Origin of the sequence: Bacillus sp. FSL P2-0069, assembly GCF_038593315.1 — a bacterium.
Taxonomy (GTDB): domain Bacteria; phylum Bacillota; class Bacilli; order Bacillales; family Bacillaceae; genus Bacillus; species Bacillus safensis.
Map to the genome: position 1 here is coordinate 1,887,511 of NZ_CP151984.1, position 16,675 is coordinate 1,904,185.

Annotated in this window: 16 protein-coding genes and 1 other RNA gene; 5 read left to right on the plus strand and 12 right to left on the minus strand. The window is 41.4% G+C overall.

Annotated features, from left to right (window positions below):
• Positions 1-52 precede the first annotated feature (52 nt).
• The 4 genes from prpB to NSQ34_RS09435 form a co-directional block, all read right to left on the minus strand.
• Entirely contained in the window at positions 53-970 is a 918-nt protein-coding gene (gene prpB, locus NSQ34_RS09420) for a methylisocitrate lyase (RefSeq protein ID WP_024422673.1), read from the minus strand.
• 12 nt (positions 971-982) lie between these two features.
• Positions 983-2,419 (minus strand): bifunctional 2-methylcitrate dehydratase/aconitate hydratase, encoded by a 1,437-nt coding sequence (locus NSQ34_RS09425; protein ID WP_024422674.1) that lies wholly within the window; start codon positions 2,417-2,419, stop codon positions 983-985.
• A gap of 2 nt (positions 2,420-2,421) precedes the next feature.
• Positions 2,422-3,561: a citrate synthase gene (gene mmgD / locus NSQ34_RS09430; RefSeq protein WP_342500930.1), complete on the minus strand. Its 1,140-nt coding sequence runs from the start codon at positions 3,559-3,561 to the stop codon at positions 2,422-2,424.
• A 168-nt stretch (positions 3,562-3,729) separates the two neighbouring features.
• Positions 3,730-4,269 carry a DUF420 domain-containing protein gene (locus tag NSQ34_RS09435; RefSeq protein WP_024422676.1) on the minus strand — a complete coding sequence of 180 codons (540 nt, stop codon included), beginning with the start codon at positions 4,267-4,269 and terminating at the stop codon, positions 3,730-3,732.
• Positions 4,270-4,467: 198 nt separating this feature from the next.
• Between NSQ34_RS09435 and NSQ34_RS09440 the strand changes: the two genes are divergently transcribed.
• Positions 4,468-4,980, plus strand: a complete 513-nt coding sequence (locus NSQ34_RS09440; RefSeq protein ID WP_029708157.1) for a GNAT family N-acetyltransferase — start codon at positions 4,468-4,470, stop codon at positions 4,978-4,980.
• A 154-nt stretch (positions 4,981-5,134) separates the two neighbouring features.
• Here NSQ34_RS09440 and NSQ34_RS09445 read toward each other — a convergent pair whose 3' ends face one another.
• The 8 genes from NSQ34_RS09445 to NSQ34_RS09480 all read right to left on the minus strand — a co-directional run bounded on the left by NSQ34_RS09445 (position 5,135) and on the right by NSQ34_RS09480 (position 10,876).
• Positions 5,135-5,956 (minus strand): 3D domain-containing protein, encoded by an 822-nt coding sequence (locus tag NSQ34_RS09445; protein WP_024422678.1) that lies wholly within the window; start codon positions 5,954-5,956, stop codon positions 5,135-5,137.
• Between the two features lie 234 nt (positions 5,957-6,190).
• Positions 6,191-7,993, minus strand: coding sequence for a DNA helicase RecQ (recQ, locus tag NSQ34_RS09450; RefSeq protein ID WP_098677502.1), 1,803 nt, complete (start codon positions 7,991-7,993; stop codon positions 6,191-6,193).
• A gap of 133 nt (positions 7,994-8,126) precedes the next feature.
• Positions 8,127-8,312: non-coding RNA, 6S RNA (gene ssrS / locus NSQ34_RS09455), on the minus strand.
• Between the two features lie 132 nt (positions 8,313-8,444).
• Positions 8,445-8,945 (minus strand): TraR/DksA family transcriptional regulator, encoded by a 501-nt coding sequence (locus NSQ34_RS09460; protein WP_098677501.1) that lies wholly within the window; start codon positions 8,943-8,945, stop codon positions 8,445-8,447.
• Between the two features lie 91 nt (positions 8,946-9,036).
• Positions 9,037-9,684: an SDR family oxidoreductase gene (locus tag NSQ34_RS09465; RefSeq protein WP_044332919.1), complete on the minus strand. Its 648-nt coding sequence runs from the start codon at positions 9,682-9,684 to the stop codon at positions 9,037-9,039.
• Positions 9,685-9,859: 175 nt separating this feature from the next.
• Positions 9,860-10,198 (minus strand): PH domain-containing protein, encoded by a 339-nt coding sequence (locus NSQ34_RS09470; protein WP_024422682.1) that lies wholly within the window; start codon positions 10,196-10,198, stop codon positions 9,860-9,862.
• Between the two features lie 278 nt (positions 10,199-10,476).
• Positions 10,477-10,614: a DUF4025 domain-containing protein gene (locus tag NSQ34_RS09475; protein WP_080701155.1), complete on the minus strand. Its 138-nt coding sequence runs from the start codon at positions 10,612-10,614 to the stop codon at positions 10,477-10,479.
• A 49-nt stretch (positions 10,615-10,663) separates the two neighbouring features.
• Positions 10,664-10,876, minus strand: coding sequence for a DUF6501 family protein (locus tag NSQ34_RS09480; protein ID WP_034280596.1), 213 nt, complete (start codon positions 10,874-10,876; stop codon positions 10,664-10,666).
• 212 nt (positions 10,877-11,088) lie between these two features.
• Here NSQ34_RS09480 and NSQ34_RS09485 point away from each other — a divergent pair, with 212 nt between their 5' ends.
• The 4 genes from NSQ34_RS09485 to NSQ34_RS09500 all read left to right on the plus strand — a co-directional run bounded on the left by NSQ34_RS09485 (position 11,089) and on the right by NSQ34_RS09500 (position 16,661).
• Positions 11,089-12,573 carry an aldehyde dehydrogenase family protein gene (locus tag NSQ34_RS09485; RefSeq protein WP_342500931.1) on the plus strand — a complete coding sequence of 495 codons (1,485 nt, stop codon included), beginning with the start codon at positions 11,089-11,091 and terminating at the stop codon, positions 12,571-12,573.
• Between the two features lie 299 nt (positions 12,574-12,872).
• Positions 12,873-14,747, plus strand: coding sequence for a prenyltransferase/squalene oxidase repeat-containing protein (locus NSQ34_RS09490; protein WP_342500932.1), 1,875 nt, complete (start codon positions 12,873-12,875; stop codon positions 14,745-14,747).
• Positions 14,740-15,561: a superoxide dismutase gene (locus tag NSQ34_RS09495; RefSeq protein ID WP_327826347.1), complete on the plus strand. Its 822-nt coding sequence runs from the start codon at positions 14,740-14,742 to the stop codon at positions 15,559-15,561. Before NSQ34_RS09490 ends, NSQ34_RS09495 begins: the two co-directional genes overlap by 8 nt.
• Before the next feature lie 149 nt (positions 15,562-15,710).
• Positions 15,711-16,661, plus strand: coding sequence for a bile acid:sodium symporter family protein (locus tag NSQ34_RS09500; RefSeq protein WP_034280586.1), 951 nt, complete (start codon positions 15,711-15,713; stop codon positions 16,659-16,661).
• The last annotated feature ends 14 nt before the right edge of the window (positions 16,662-16,675 follow it).

Sequence of the window (16,675 nt, forward strand, 5' to 3'; positions counted from 1 at the left end):
CGAGGGTTTGTCTACACGCTGAAGCACTTCCGTAAAGGAAGTGCTTTTCATTTTATCGCTGTTCTTTCCCAATTTCCGGGAGGATCGTTTTTGCTAAATGCTGGTCCATTTCCTCATATTCATCATAATGAATCGTTTCATACAGCTCTTTTCTCGTTTGCATATCCCCAAGTATCCCCTGCTGCGTTCCCTTTTCCATGATTTCTGTAAATAAACGCTCATACGCTTTTGCAGCAACTCTAAGTGATGACACAGGGTAAATGACCATTTGAAAGCCAAATATAGAAAATTCGTCTGCATGATAATAAGGCGTCTTGCCAAACTCCGTCATGTTTGCAAGGAGCGGACCTTTAATATGGTTTGACGCATGCGTGAAGTCCTCTGCTGTGATGAGTGCCTCAGGAAAAATAGCATCAGCTCCTGCTTCTACGTAAAGATTGGCCCGGCGGATGACATCCTCCATTCCATTTACGGACTTTGCATCGGTTCTTGCAATCACCAAAAGCGTTGGTGCCGCTTGTTTGATGGCTTTGATTTTTGCGACCATTTCTTCTACTGGAACGAGTGATTTCCCGTTTAAATGCCCGCATTTTTTCGGCATTTGCTGATCTTCAATTTGAACAGCTGCCACTTTGCTCTCAACCATTTCTTTTGCCGCTCTTGCTGCATTTAAAACACCGCCATAACCTGTGTCCATATCGACCAAAAGCGGCAGCTGGGAAGCTCGAATAATCTCCTTCGCTTTTTCAGCCATTTCTGTTGAATGGATCATGCCGAGGTCTGGCAGTCCTTTGCTGGCACAAAAAGCGGCACCTGATAAATAGAGTCCTTGAAAGCCCATTTTTTTCGCATAGAGCGCAGACATTCCATCGTGAACGCCTGGAATTTGAAATAAAGCTGATTTGTTCATTTGTTCTTTAAAGGCTGCGGCTAAATCAGCCTGACTTCTTTCTTCATTCACGATCCACACGCTAGCTCCCCCTTATATGACGAATAAGTCCATAAATGCTGGTACTGTTGTTGTTTTTAATTGATTTGGATTTTGGCAGAGTGACACAATTTGATCCACTTGCTTTTGTGGAAATCTTGTCTTTAAATGATAGACCCATTTCTTTTCAAGCAGCGGAATGCCTTCCTGTCTTCTTCTGCGGTGACCGAGCGGGTATTCAATTTCAATTCGGTCTGTCATCGTCCCGTCTTTAAAGAAAATTTGTACACAGTTGGCAATCGATCTCTTTTTCGGATCTAAATAATCCTCTGTGTAACGTTTATCCTCTTTCACAATCATTCGGTCACGAAGACGATCAATGGCTGGATTTTGCGCTGTTTCTTCTTCATAATGGTCAGCTGTTAGTTCACCATAGATCAGTCCAATAGCTGTAATATACTGCAAGCAATGATCACGGTCTGCCGGATTATAAAGCGGACCTTTCTTATCAATAATCCGAATCGCTGACTCATGTGTCGTAATCTCTACCCGGTCAATTTCATCTAAACGATCTTTTACAGCGTCATGCAGCATCACAGCCGCCTCTGCAGCTGTCTGTGCATGAAACTCAGCAGGATAAGCAATTTTGAAAAGAACATTTTCTATGACGTATGATCCAAGGGGCTGGGCGAGCGTAAGTGGTTTTCCTTTCATAAGAACATCTTCAAAGCCCCACTTCTCTGCACTGAGAGGCGTTTGATAACCCATTTCCCCTTTACGTGTCATCATTGCCAGCCTCACTCCGCGGCTTGTTGCATCCCCCGCTGCCCATGATTTCCTCGATCCTGTGTTTGGAGCATGGCGATACGTCCTAAGCGGGGAATTATCAACAAACGCTTGTGATAAAACATGCTGGACCTCTTCCTTTGTTCCGCCAAGCATTGCACACACAACTGCACTTGTTGCCACTTTGACAAATAACACATGGTCCAATCCATTTCGATTTAGACAATTTTCTAAAGCAAGGACACCTTGAATTTCATGTGCCTTGACGATTGCATGCAGTACATCATTCATCGTTAGCGGCTCTTCTCCGTTTGCAAGGCGAGTTCTGCTGATATAATCACTTACAGCTAATATTCCGCCTAAGTTATCTGAAGGATGCCCCCACTCCTGTGCAAGCCACGTGTCATTATAATCTAACCAGCGGATCATACAGCCGATATCAAAAGCCGCTTGAACAGGATCTAGCACAAACGAAGTGCCTGGAACTCTTGCTCCGTTAGGTACGACTGTTCCAGGTACGATAGGTCCAAGGTGCTTCGTACATTCTGGAAAATTAAGAGCCAGCATTCCGCAACCGAGCGTGTCTATGAGCACATACCGCGCGGTTTCAATGGCCTCTTTGCTTGTAATTTCTCCGTCTACTGCATAGGCAGCGATTTCTTCTAATAGCTGATCTGTTTGATTGGCGACTGCTGTTTTGTTCATGTTCATTCCCCCGTTTTTCCATCATTTGAAACCTTTAATCCTCTTGGCCCTAAATACCGGACTCTCGGTCTAAAAATGCGATTATGCAAATGCTGTTCAATAACATGTGCGGCTAATCCGCTAGCTCTTGCAGCAAAGAAAATAGGTGTATAAAGTGATATAGGAATTCCGAGCACGTAATAAATCGGTGCAGCATAATAATCAAGATTTGGATAAAGGTTTTTCTGCTCTTTCATGTATGCCTCTCCTGCTACACACATGTCATATAGCGTTGTATCTCCCTTTGATTCAGTAAGCGTTTTCAATGAACGTTTTAAAAGAGCGGCTCGCGGGTCCATTTTTCTCATGTATACTCTGTGGCCAAAGCCCATCATTTTTTCTTTTGCGGCTAATTTTCGTTCAATGAGCGCAAGAAATCCTTCTGTTGTTTTTCCTTCAAGAAGCATGTGCATGACAGCTTCATTTGCTCCTCCGTGGAGGTCACCTTTTAATGAAGAGATCGCTCCAGTAAAAGCACCGTACATGTCAGAATGCGTAGATGCAATCACTCTAGCCGCAAACGTTGAATTCGGCAGCTCATGTTCGCTATATAATGTGAGTGTTTGGTCAAAAGCGGTAATTTCGTCTTGTGTCGGGGTGCGTCCAGTTAGCATGGATAAAAAGTTTTCAGTGTAGGGTTTGGTCTGATCTGGAGAAATAGCGGCGTCTTTTGTGAGAATATAATAGCTTCCAGCAACAATGGCCGGCAGCTGTCCTAGTAATCGAACTGCACGCCTTTCTTGGCACGCTTCAGATCGATCATGTAATGCGTCATCATACCCTGCAAGAGCAGATAAACACGTTCTCATCGCATCCATAGGGTGAGTGGTTTTTGGAAGATTCGTTAATATGGTTTGAATGGTTGGATGTAAGTTCGTTTGTGAGGATATATCTTGCTGAAATTGGTGATATTCCATCTGATCTGGTAATCTTCCATAAATAAGCAGATAGGCTGTTTCTAAATATGTCTTGTTTTGTGCCAGCTCAATGAGGTCGTACCCGCGAATCACAATTTCCTCTTGCTCCACATCTAAGTATGATATGGACGTTTCGCTTGCCACAATGTCTTCAAGCCCCGGTTTATACTGCAATTGTTCAGTCATCATATAACCCCCGTTTCGTCCAATTGTTGATCTCCAAACGAGCAAACGGCCAGAAATGATGTGAATCTATAGATGGGAAGATACCGTGCTAGTCGGATATCCAATTTCCATTCTATCCAAAGCACTTCATCTTGTAAATAAAAGAACGTATGTCCAGTTGGACATACGTTAGCTGTAATATGGAGAAATCATGATATAGACAATGACGCCAGTGAGACTAACATAGAGCCAAAGCGGCATCGTCCAGCGGGCAATTTTACGGTGACGCTCGACCTGCATCTGTGCGCCTCTAAATAGTGTAATCAGTGCAAGCGGTACAATAATAGCTGAGAGCACAATATGTGTAATCAAAATAAAGAAGTAAATCGGACGGATGATCCCTTCTCCTCCGAAGTGTGTATCAGCTGCCATTGAATGATATGTCACATAGGAAATTAAAAAGACAAGTGTTGTTGAAAATGCAGCAAAAATAAATCGTCTATGTGCTTTAATGTTCTTTTGTTTAATCATAATGAGTGCTGAAAGTAAGAAGATAAACGTAAAGCTGTTCATCACGGCATTCAGTAACGGCAGAAATGTAATATCCAGATGACTAAATTTATCTGTTTTTGGCATTAAAAATAATAAAGCGATTAATCCGTTTATGGCAATTGTTAAAATGACAACAATGCCGGTGAAATTTTTCGGTTTTTGATTCTGTTCGTTCATGTTTGAAAACCTCTCTTTATTAGTTCCGACTAAGAGTATGTTATTTAACTTTCTCTATAAAGTCAATGAATTCGCTGTCTTCGTCGAATTTTAGACAAACTTGCCGATTACTGGCGTTCTAACGGGTTGAAAGATTCATCCACTTCCTTTAAAATTGGAATTTATGTGATTTTTATCATTTCTTATATGAAAGGAGTAATGGACTTGTCAATCTTACAGGAAACACCCAAAGATGTGAAGGCGTTAGAGCAAGAATTACAGCAATTGCAGTTCCAAATGTATCGAATGCAAGAAAATATGAAAGATATTTCGAAAAAGGCAAAGATCATTGGCATTGATCAGGCGAAAGAAGATGAATGGATGATTGTTTCTGCTATTGAAAATGCTGATACATGTAAAATCATGCTGACCGATTGTGAAAAAGCTTTTCGCGGACAATCTGATTTTTCCTTAATTGCTGAATATCCTGAAGAAGGAAAGATTCATATTGCCGATATTAAAGGACCTCCCGATAATGGATACGGTTCAATCTGTATGAAGCATTTAAAAGAAATCGCAAGAGAGCAGAACATCCCCGTCATCACAGGTGACCTCGTCAAAAGAGATTGGAATCACGTGGACCGATTGATTCACTTTTATGAAAAGCACCAATTTGATGTCCAAATCAATTGGAAAGAACAAAGCGGAGAAATTTATTGGGTGGACAGCTAACGACAAAAAAACAGCGTGTATGATGGAATATACGCTGTTTTTTGTCGAAAATGCAAATTTTTCTGAAAAATGTGTGTTTTTTTGACCAAAAAAAGGGTACAATAAAAGCATCAGGCCGCCACCTGATGCTTTCTTTCCAAAAAACAATAAGTTACTAGTTAAGTACTTTCACTTTGACTGATTTTACGCCCCAATTTTTTGCTTGGGATTTGCTTGGTACATGAACATCAATTTTGTTACCTTTAATTGCGCCGCCAGTATCTGCTGCGATGGCTTCACCGTAGCCTTCAACATAAACCTTACTTCCTAATGGAATGACATTAGGATCTACTGCAATCACTTTCGCATTTGGGTTTTTGTTTAAGTTTACCCCTGTTGCAGTGATACCTGAGATGCCACCATCATTTGCTGTATAAGCCGTAGCCGTTACAGTCATTTCTTTTTGTACACTTTGACTAGCAGAAGATGATTCTGCTTTAGCTGTTTCCTGTTTAGGAGCAGCTTTTTTCGGTGCTTCCTGTTTAGGAGCAGCTTTTTGTGTTGTTTGCTCTTTTTGGACAGGCTCCTGTTTTTGTACAGGCTCTGAGCTTACCGGAGCTGAGCTTTGACCAGCAACACTTAGTGTTGAACCAATCATAATTATATCTGAGTTTAAGTTATTCCAAGACTTAATATCGCTAATTGACACATTGAATTTTTGAGCGATTTTCCAGAGGCTGTCCCCCTTCTGGACTTTATACTGCTCCTGAGTTTTCTCTTTTGAAGAGATTGTCAATTTATCACCTACATAAATCATGTCTGTAGATAAATTGTTCCAACCCTTTAGGTCCTTTAGAGACACATCATTTTTTTGAGAGATTCCCCAAAGTGTATCACCTTTCTTCACAGTGATTTCCTTTGCAGAAGCTTGCTGTGCTCCAAATGCTGTTGTAGAGATTGCTGCAACAGCAACCAAGGACATAATAGTCTTCTTCATAAAGTAAATCCTCCCTTGTTAGCTTTTTATGGCGGCTAACGAGTGCTATCGTAACATATGTAAATGTCAATTCAATAACAAAACGATATGTTTTAGATTACAGTTCCTTTACATGAAACATCTCTCTCCATTGGTAAATCAGACCACAAAACAGCTCGATTACCCGCCATATCAAGGTTTTGAAAGGATCAGAAACCTCCTGTTGAAAACGTGTCCAAACGCAGCGAAAAAAATTTATTTTTCTTCTTCAACCTTTTTATTTTTCTCTTTTTCTATAAATAAACGGATTTCTTCTAAAAAAACATCCCCGTATTTCTCTCTTTTTTGAGCGCCTATTCCCTTAATATGGAGAAGTTCTTCTTCTGTTTTAGGCTGAACGGCTGACATTTCCTTCAAGGTTTGATCAGAAAATACAACAAATGGCGGAACGCCCTGCTCTCTTGCCAGCTTCATTCTCACCGCTCTCAGCTGCTCAAATAATGCATCGTTTTCTTGAATCGCCTCTCTTTTAACTGCCTGCTTTTTATACACAGCCTCTTGCCCGACTAACACTTTCTTTCCTTTATGTGTCACTTTTAATGTTGGATAAGCTCCTTCAGACATGTGCAAATACTCTTCGGTAATTAAAAATTCGATGAAATCACTGATTTGCTGGGCGGATTGCTGCTTCATTAAAGCGTATGTAGGAAGACGGTCGAAACCGAGGTCAAGCACTTTTTTATTTTTAGAGCCTGCCAGTACTTGAGCAATCATCATTTTTCCAAAGCGCTCGTTCATTCTAACCGTACACGATAAAACCATTTGCGCTTCTCGAGTGACCTCTTCACGCTCTCTTTCATCAAGGCAATTACTGCATTTTTGGCAAGGGGCACTTGCTGATTGATCAAAGTAGTCCATCACAAATTGCTGCAGACATTGCTCAGTGTGACAGTAATCGACCATTTGTCTAAGTTTAAGCAGCTCATGCTGAAAGCGCACTTCATCTTCTGTTGACTGTTCAATGAGGAATCGCTGCATTCGTACGCCCTGCGGCGAAAACAGTAAAATGCATTCACTTTGGAGCCCGTCTCTGCCGGCGCGTCCAGCCTCTTGATAGTAGCTTTCAATATCCCTTGGAATTTGATGATGTATCACAAAACGGACATTTGACTTATTAATTCCCATGCCAAATGCAGATGTAGCCACCATAACCTGGATGTCATCATTTAAAAACAGGTTTTGCTGCTCTTCTCTCACATCATCATCTAACCCGCCATGATAAATGCCCGCTTTGATCTTTTGTTTCTTTAGCCGATTGTAAATATTTTCGGCTTCTTTTCTTGTAGCAGTATAGATAATGCCGGACTCAAGCTTATTTTTCTTCATATAATGTGTGATAAAGCGGTCACTATTTTCTCCTTTGACCACCTGAAAAGATAAATTTTCTCTAGCAAAACCAGTAAAAATGGTTTCTTCTTCGTTCATGCCAAGCTGTTCACATATATCTCGGTGAACCTTTTTCGTGGCTGTAGCCGTTAATGCGACAATCACTGGCCTTTTTGTCAGCCGATTTAAGCATTCTTGAATAAAGCGGTAGCTCGGCCTAAAATCATGCCCCCACTCAGATATACAGTGTGCTTCATCAATTGCAATTAAAGGGATCGTTAACCGATCAAGCAGCTGAAAAAAACGTTCATTTTGTAAACGTTCAGGTGTGATATAAAGCAGCTGATATTCCCCATCTTCACATTTTTTCAGCCTTTTATTCATTTTAGCTGCGGAAAGTGTGCTGTTTAAAAAGGACGATCGTATGCCCATCTCATTTAGTGCATCGACTTGATCTTTCATTAAAGAAATTAGCGGGGATACAACGATCGTTGTTCCTTCCATCATCAGGGCAGGAATCTGGTAGCAAACCGATTTCCCCCCGCCTGTCGGCATAATACAGACGGTATCCTTCTGTTTGTTTACAATCGATTCAATGGCTTGCTTCTGTCCCTGCCTAAAGGCGTCAAAGCCAAAGTATTGTTTCAGGAGTGCTTCTGCTTGTTCTAACATCCAATTCCCTCTCCGTCTTTTGTTTTGTCTATTTTAACATACATTCATGCCTCTTCCGGCTGACTGTGCAATTTCGTTTTTTCACAAAATAAAAAGCCATTTTCCAAAATGGAAAATGGCTTGAATCATCCTAGGAAAAGCTGCGGATGCCGTAATCTAAGTAAGAAAGTTTTAAACCACCACTCCTCAAAGTGGGTGTTTGCAGAAACGTTCCTGTCTTCCTCGCTAAGGAGGCATGACATTCCGGCTTCAATATAAAACTCCCTATTACAGCTTAAAGGTTAAAACTTAATTAACATTACGCGCATCGCAGCCTTTAAACTATATTACACGAAAGTTTATTAAATTTCAAGAGATCTTTTTTCTATAAAATACTCATGTATACAAGTTATTTGTTCATGTGTACATAAGAAAAAATTATTCTGAAAAAATTTAACCTTCGCTTATGATCCTATTTTTCCTCATCTACATCAGCATCTTGCTCTTCCTCTAATCTTTCATACGTATCTGAATGCATCTGATCCATTGTTTCTCTATTTGTTAAATCGCGCATTTGATCGGAGAATGAACGGTCAAATTCGTTTGGATCTTGAGTGGTTTCTTCACTTTTCTTTGCATCTATTGAATAACGTGTATATGGAACTGCTTTTAAACGCTCGTATGGAATCTCTTTTCCCGTTTTCTCACATATCCCATATGTTCCGTCTTCCATTCGTTTCAGTGCTGCATCGATTTCACCTTCAAGCTGATCATCGACCTGATCCAGCGTTTGTTCTGTCATGCGGTCTAAATAGATGCTCCCATGATCAGCGATATGATTCCCAACACCATTTGAAATCTCACTCGATTCAACGAGCATCGATTCTTCTTTCTTTTTTGATCCCTTCACATCTTCTTTTAATTGAATCAATCTTTCGTATAAATCAGCTTGTTGTTCTTTCGTTAAGCCCACGGTCAATCACTCCTTTCTCATTACCTTCCCGCTGAAAGGAAAAAGAAAACATCAAAAAAGCCGCCGCCTCTTTGGCAGCAGCTTTCTTTTCTTATAGATGGCGAAGTGCTTCTTCGATTGGTTTATCGCCTTTCATCAAGTCAAAGGACTTATTTTTCACATTGGATTCTGTTAAGCTCTCCACTAGAACAATGGCTACGTCCTCTCTTGAAATCTCGATGTTTTGATCATCTGGAATATGTTCGGCAGCTTCAATCTTTCCTGTCTTCTCCTCATGCAGTAGGGCACCTGGGCGGACAATCGTATAGGAAAGACCAGACTGTTTTAAGTGCTCATCAGCTTTTCTTTTTGCTTCATAATAAGTTTCCATACTTCCTTGCCCTTTTCCTTGATTCGGATCATCTGCATTATAAGCACTAAGCATAACAAAATGCTGTATGTTTTCTTTTTTCGCTGTATCAACGAGGCGTTTTGCCCCTTCTTGATCGACCGCAATGGTCTTATCTGCACCTGTTTTTGAGCCTGAACCAGCTGCAAAGATGACAGCGTCTGCTTGTTTCACAGCATCTGTCACATCTTTTTCAAGATCACCGATGACAGGTGCTGCACCAAGTTCTTTTAGTGCATCAGCTTGTTTTTCATCTCGAATGAGAGCAAGCGGCTCATGTCCTTTTTCTTTTAAATAACGAACGACAAGTCTGCCTGTATGTCCATTTGCTCCTGCAACTAACACTTTCATTGTTCATTCTCCTTTCTGTATCTGTTTCATCTTTATCCTTTTTTGCTATCATTCAAACACTTAAGCAGAAAAAAGCCCTTCCCATCAGATGGGAAGGACTTAGCAATGTGCGATCTATAAAAATAAGAACGAAGAATGAGAAAAGTGCATATGATCTATGTAATCGCAAGATTGATCAGCAAAGATGTTTTGTCAAAATGGCTTGCACATCACTCAAATCCGTCTCTTTGGAAAAGTCGAGTTCAAATACTTTTGAGCTTGTGACAAGCAGCATACCTGTGTCCTGATCAAACACGCCAGCTTCTTGTATGGCAAAACTTTCAATTGATCGATACGGCAAGGAGACCCTGACTTTCTTCTTAGAAAATACGCGGTTATCGCCAAAGATCAGTCTTTTATTGGTAAAGCAAATTTGGTCGTGACGCAGTCTGTAAACAGCCTCAATTCTTTCCCCTTCAATCAATAAGGATTCGAATTTCTTATCATTTTGTTTACTGACAGAAAAAATACCCACGTAAACCCCCTCTTCCTGCATCAAATTCCTTTATGACAAAACGGCCACACGGCTCTGTGGGTACGTTTTATTCTCACTTATAGAATACGCTATAAATGGTCGTTATTCCATTACGAATAGATTAAATTTCATTTAACTTTTTCTTTTTGATCCGATGCTCTTTCCTCTACTTATTTAGACTGTTAAAGCAGGAAAAAAGTTTCAGTTCTTTTCGAGAAAAAATGCTGCTTCATTCCAATAAAAAAACAGTGATTATGCAAATCACTGTTTTTAAATGACTATTCATCTTTTGGTGTATCAATCGTTCCCTCAGCATACACGTCGGAAATCTGTTCAAGCGTAATTGCCATATCAGCGTCCTCATGTTCATGCCAAGCATGTTGACTTTTCTGCTCGTCATTTTGCTGCTTTTTCATCATCATCACCCTTTACTGTTTTTCTTAGTATGAGTGATGGTCCTCAAAATCATTCAGCTGAAATATCTTCGAAATACTCCTTGTAATACCCGCCTACTTTACCTGTATTGTCAACGACAAACAGGAATTCCTCTGTTTCATTTTTCACTTCATATGTGTTTCCAACCGTTAATGCCCGGTCGACCATATATTTTTTCGCGTTTGTATGTACACATTTTACTTGTTTTAACGTTTGAGCCGTTTGCCAGTTTTGATGGATCATGATTTAAAAACTCCTTTTTTCATCTATACATTTATTGTAGCCAAATTTTCGCGAAATGCAATGAGTGTTATGGATTGCTTTCAAACATGTCGTGTAATATGATTATTGTATACGTTTACATCTTTGTGCGTATAAAGTTTCGTTGCATGTCCGCTTTTCCCACCTAGAACTCGCAGAAAACAATCCATATCTTTAAGGAGGTTTGTTTATTTATGAGCTCTACAACACTTCAAATTAGTTCAAAACTTGAATCTTTTCTCCAAGGGACGAAAAAACTCTACATTAATGGTCAGTTTGTCACAAGTCACGATAACAAAACCTTTGCTACTCCTAACCCAGCCACAGGCGAAACCCTTATTGATGTTTATGAAGCAGGTGCAAAAGATATTGATGAGGCAGTAAAAGCTGCAAAAAAAGCCTTTCATGGTCCTTGGCGCTCCATGTCTGCCGCTGAACGCGCCCGCCTCATGTTCAAGCTTGCTGATTTAATGGAAGAAAATCAGGAAGAGCTTGCACAGCTAGAAACTTTAGATAACGGAAAACCAATTAATGAAACAACAAATGCAGATATCCCCCTCGCCATTGAGCACATGCGTTATTATGCGGGCTGGACGACAAAAATGAATGGACAAACCCTTCCTGTCAGTCAAGGATATTTTAATTATACCCGCCATGAGCCGGTTGGTGTTGTAGGACAAATCATCCCATGGAACTTCCCTCTGCTCATGGCTATGTGGAAAATGGGCGCCGCACTTGCAACAGGGTGCACCATCGTTTTAAAGCCAGCCGAACAAACTCCACTCTCTGCTCTTTACTTAGCAGAATTAGTGGACAAAGCCGGCTTCCCAGAAGGCGTGATTAACATCGTTCCTGGATTTGGCGAAACAGCCGGAGAAGCCTTAACTGATCATCCTGACGTGAACAAGCTGGCCTTCACAGGGTCAACAAGTGTTGGGAAATTAATTATGGAGAAAGCGGCTCAAACCATTAAGAGGGTCACATTAGAGCTTGGCGGAAAATCACCGAATATTATTTTACCTGATGCCGATTTAAAGAAAGCCATTCCAGGTGCTTTAAATGGCGTCATGTTTAACCAAGGCCAAGTATGCTGCGCGGGTTCCAGAGTCTTTGTTCATCGGAGCCAATATGATGAAGTGGTCGATCAAATGGCCAAATATGCAGGATCCCTCAAGCAAGGCGCTGGTCTTCATCAAGATACGCAAATTGGACCTCTTGTAAGTAAAGAACAGCACGAACGCGTGTTAGGCTATATTGAAAAAGGTAAATCCGAAGGGGCAACAGCCGTTGTCGGGGGCGATTGCCCTTATGAGGCTGGCTATTTCGTCTCCCCTACTATTTTTAAAGATGTAGAAGATGAAATGACCATTGCTAAAGAGGAAATCTTTGGACCTGTCTTATCTGCCATTCCTTACGATTCCATTGATGAAGTGGTCGAACGTGCCAACCAGTCTGAATATGGATTAGCAGCAGGACTTTGGACAGAAAACTTAAAGCATGCCCATGATATCGCTGCACGTCTTGAAGCAGGAACGATTTGGGTCAACTGCTATAATGTCTTTGATGCCGCCTCCCCGTTTGGAGGATATAAGCAATCAGGTCTTGGCAGAGAAATGGGATCATATGCCCTTAACAACTATACAGAAGTCAAAAGTGTATGGATTAATCTCCAAGACTAATAACGTCAAGAAAGCCGTGACCCTGTCATCGGCTCAGATCGTTGACAAAGTGCTAAAATGATTTTTATTTTAGCACTTTGTCTTCTTTTCAGCGTGATAGAAAACCTTTGCAGTCTAGGAAGGACGAGCACTGGCGCGGAGCGAATTGACATTCGTGAGCACCAGCGCGCAGACCTGACACCGAATGCGAGGGTTTGTCTACACGCTGAGCCGGTGACCCTGTCATCGGCTTTTTTTGTGTTTGCATGTGACAGGCCGGCTCCTGAATATAGTATGAAAGGAAAGGAGCATGGCCGCATATGCAAGATTTTAAATTAAAAGTAAACGAATTTATCGAAGAATTGCACATAGAGATGCAGCGAAGACAACGAGAAGATGGCGCCTTTGTTTTCTGCTTTGAAGGTCCAATGATGACAAATGCTTTTTTGATTATGCTGTTAAAGGCTGTCGGCGATACGGATCAGGTTTTCGTTGATCAATTAGCAGAAGCGATACGCGAAAAGCAAAATGAGGATGGGTCTTTTTCTTTGTATCATGATCAAACGGGACATGTAACAGCCACTGTGCAGGGCTATTGCGGAATGCTCGTTTCAGGCAGGTTTCAACAAGATGAGCCTCATATGGAAAAAGCAGCGCAATATATTCGATCAAATGGCGGATTAAAGAACGTTCACTTTATGACAAAGTGGATGCTCGCCGTCAACGGCATGCACCCTTGGCCGTACTTCTATGCACCACTTTCCTTTTTACTCATCCCTACATACTTTCCGCTTCACTTCTATCATCTTAGTGCATATGCAAGAATTCACTTTGTGCCAATGATGATTGCACTCAACAAACGATATACTTCTCATGAGAAATTTCCAAGCCTAGCACACCTTGATGCAAACATGTCTAAGAATCCATTTGACTGGTTTATGGCAAGAGAAGAACGTTCCACTCATCACTTTCTGACTTACATGCGATCGTATACAGCACTCGACAGCCGGCTGGACTTTTTCGGATATGAAGCAGCAAAGCGATATATGTTTGACCGCCTCGAAAAAGATGGCACACTGTACAGCTATTTAAGTGCAAGTATTTTTATGGTCTATGCACTGATGAGCCTTGGATACTCCCCGGGACATCATCTCATTTTAAAAGCAGTCAAAGGCATGAAAAAGCTAGTCACAAACTGTCAGGGCAGAATGTATGCAGAAAATTCCACATCCACAGTTTGGGATACAGCACTTGTCAGTTATGCTTCTCAAAAAGCTGGCAAAAAACAAGAAGACCCAGTCATCACAAAGTCTTTCTCATACTTACTGAACCGGCAGCAAATGAAGAAAGCAGACTGGGCGATTCATAACCGGCATGCTGCTCCGGGAGGCTTTGGTTTTTCAGATATCAATACGAATAACCCTGATTGTGATGATACGCAAATTGTCTTAAAAGCCATTCCTCGAACGTACGCACCAGTTCAGTGGAATCGAGGATTCAATTGGCTTCTTTCCATGCAAAACCGTGATGGCGGGTTTTCTGCTTTTGAAAAAAATCAAGATCACTTCCTGCTTCGACATCTGCCGCTTGAATCTGCGGAGGATGCAGCAATTGATCCATCCACTCCTGATATTACAGGCCGCGTGCTTCATCTCATGGGTCTTGAAGAGAAAAACATGTCACCGCCTATTCACAGGCAAAAAGACCAATGTGTCAAGTGGCTCCTAGATCATCAAGAGAAAAATGGATCATGGTTTGGCAGATGGGGTGTTTGCTATATTTATGGAACGTGGGCAGCATTAACAGGTCTAAAAGCTGCCGGCATCCCCTCCACCCATCCTGCTGTTCAAAAAGCATGCCGATTTTTAAAGCAGATTCAACGAGAAGATGGCAGCTTCGGAGAATCGTGTAAAAGTGCAGAGGTAAAAACGTATGTCCCCCTTCCGTTTGGCACAGTGGTTCAGACGGCTTGGGCAGCAGAGGCACTTTTACAATATGAGAAGCCAGATGACAGAACGATTTTAAAAGCCATCTCATTTTTGATCCATCATCAGCACACGAATGAAGCCTTGCACTATCCAGTAGGCATTGGCCTGCCAAAGCAATTTTACATCACTTATCATAGCTACCCATTTGTCTTTCCGATGATGGCTTGTTCCACATTTTTAGAAGAAATGAGGCGTAAGAATGAATAAGGAAGAGTACCGTTTGCAGCTCAAAGAGTGGCTTAGCTCCATTCAACCCGCGATTCAAGATGACAACATCCGTCAGAAAGTAGACCATTTATGGTTCTCAATGGATGATGAACATTCCAGTGAACAAGAGTGGTACGAACTGGCAGAACGTATTGCTGAGGACATGAACCCACAAGAAGACATGCGGGAGGTAGCAGCTGGAAGTCACAAGTTACCTCCTCTCCCTTACCGGTATGATGCACTAGAACCGTTTATTTCAAAAGAAATTATGTATTTGCATCACCAGAAGCATCATCAATCATATGTAGATGGTTTGAACCAAGCTGAGCTTGCATTAAAAAATGCAAGAAGAACCAATGATTTTAAAATGATTAAGCATTGGGAACGGGAGCTTGCCTTCAATGGTGCGGGGCACTATTTACATTGTATTTTTTGGTTTTCCATGAGTCCTTCAGGAAAACGAAAGCCCACTGGACAAATGCTTCGTCTCATTGAACAATCGTTTGACAGCTATGATGCATTTAAATCTCAATTTTCAGCAGCGGCCAAACAAGTAGAAGGTGTTGGCTGGGCCATTCTCGTATGGGCGCCTAGATCTCAGCGATTAGAGATTTTACAAGCAGAACGCCATCAATTTTTGTCACAATGGGACGTGATCCCCCTTCTAGTCCTTGATGTATGGGAGCACGCCTACTACCTTCAATATCTGAATGAAAAAGCGAAATACGTAGATCGTTGGTGGAGTGTGGTCGACTGGCGTGAGCCAGAAGCTAGGCTTAAGCAGGCACAACAAGTGAGATGGACCCCTTTTTAAAACGATGCTCCATATAGGCTAATGCTTATATGGGGTATTTTTAGTTTACATAATTTTATTATTAACACCTTTATAAAGAATGGGTTGTTTTTTCAGAAAATTCGTTTAAAATAGGAAAGATATGTGAGGAAAGTGAGATGAAGCAATGAATGAACATTCTTTTAACCATTAGTCAATTTGCAGGAAGAACCTTTGCAATCTGGGTCATTATCTTTGCATGTCTTGGATTTACTTTTCCTGACGTATTTTCTCAGATTGGACCGTATATCCCTTTTTTATTAGGTGTCATTATGTTTGGGATGGGGCTTACGTTATCTGGTGAAGATTTTAAGGAGCTTTTTCGTAAACCTCTCTATGTGTTAATCGGGGTTTTGGCGCAGTACACACTCATGCCGCTGATCGCCTTTCTATTAGCTTACGGATTACGGCTGCCATCTGAAATTGCTGTAGGCGTTATTCTTGTGGGCTGCTGCCCGGGCGGTACAGCATCCAATGTCATGACCTTCTTGGCAAAAGGCAATATGGCATTATCCGTAGCGGTCACAACTATATCGACCCTTCTTGCTCCCTTTTTAACGCCTCTCTTTATCTATATTTTTGCAAGATCATGGTTACCTGTATCACCGGAGGCATTATTTTTGTCGATTGTCCAAGTTGTGCTAATTCCTATTATCCTAGGTGTTATCGTTAAGGTATTTTTCAAAAAACAAGTAAACTATGCAGTTCAAGCATTGCCGCTTGTATCTGTTGCTGGAATTGTGTTGATCATTGCAGCGGTTGTCAGTGCAAATAAAGAGCAGATTCTTCAATCTGGATTGCTGATATTTGCCGTTGTTATATTACATAATGGACTTGGTCTCTTATTTGGTTACCTGATCGCAAAGTGGTGCAGAATGGATATCCCTTCTCGTAGAGCGATCTCGATCGAAGTAGGCATGCAAAACTCCGGGCTCGGTGCAGCGCTAGCAACAGCACACTTCTCACCGCTCGCAGCCGTACCAAGTGCGATTTTTAGTGTGTGGCATAATTTATCTGGTTCCTGGCTTGCGACGTATTGGTCAAAACGAGGACAACATGACAGTGAAAAGAAAAAAAGCTAGCACCTTAACAGGTG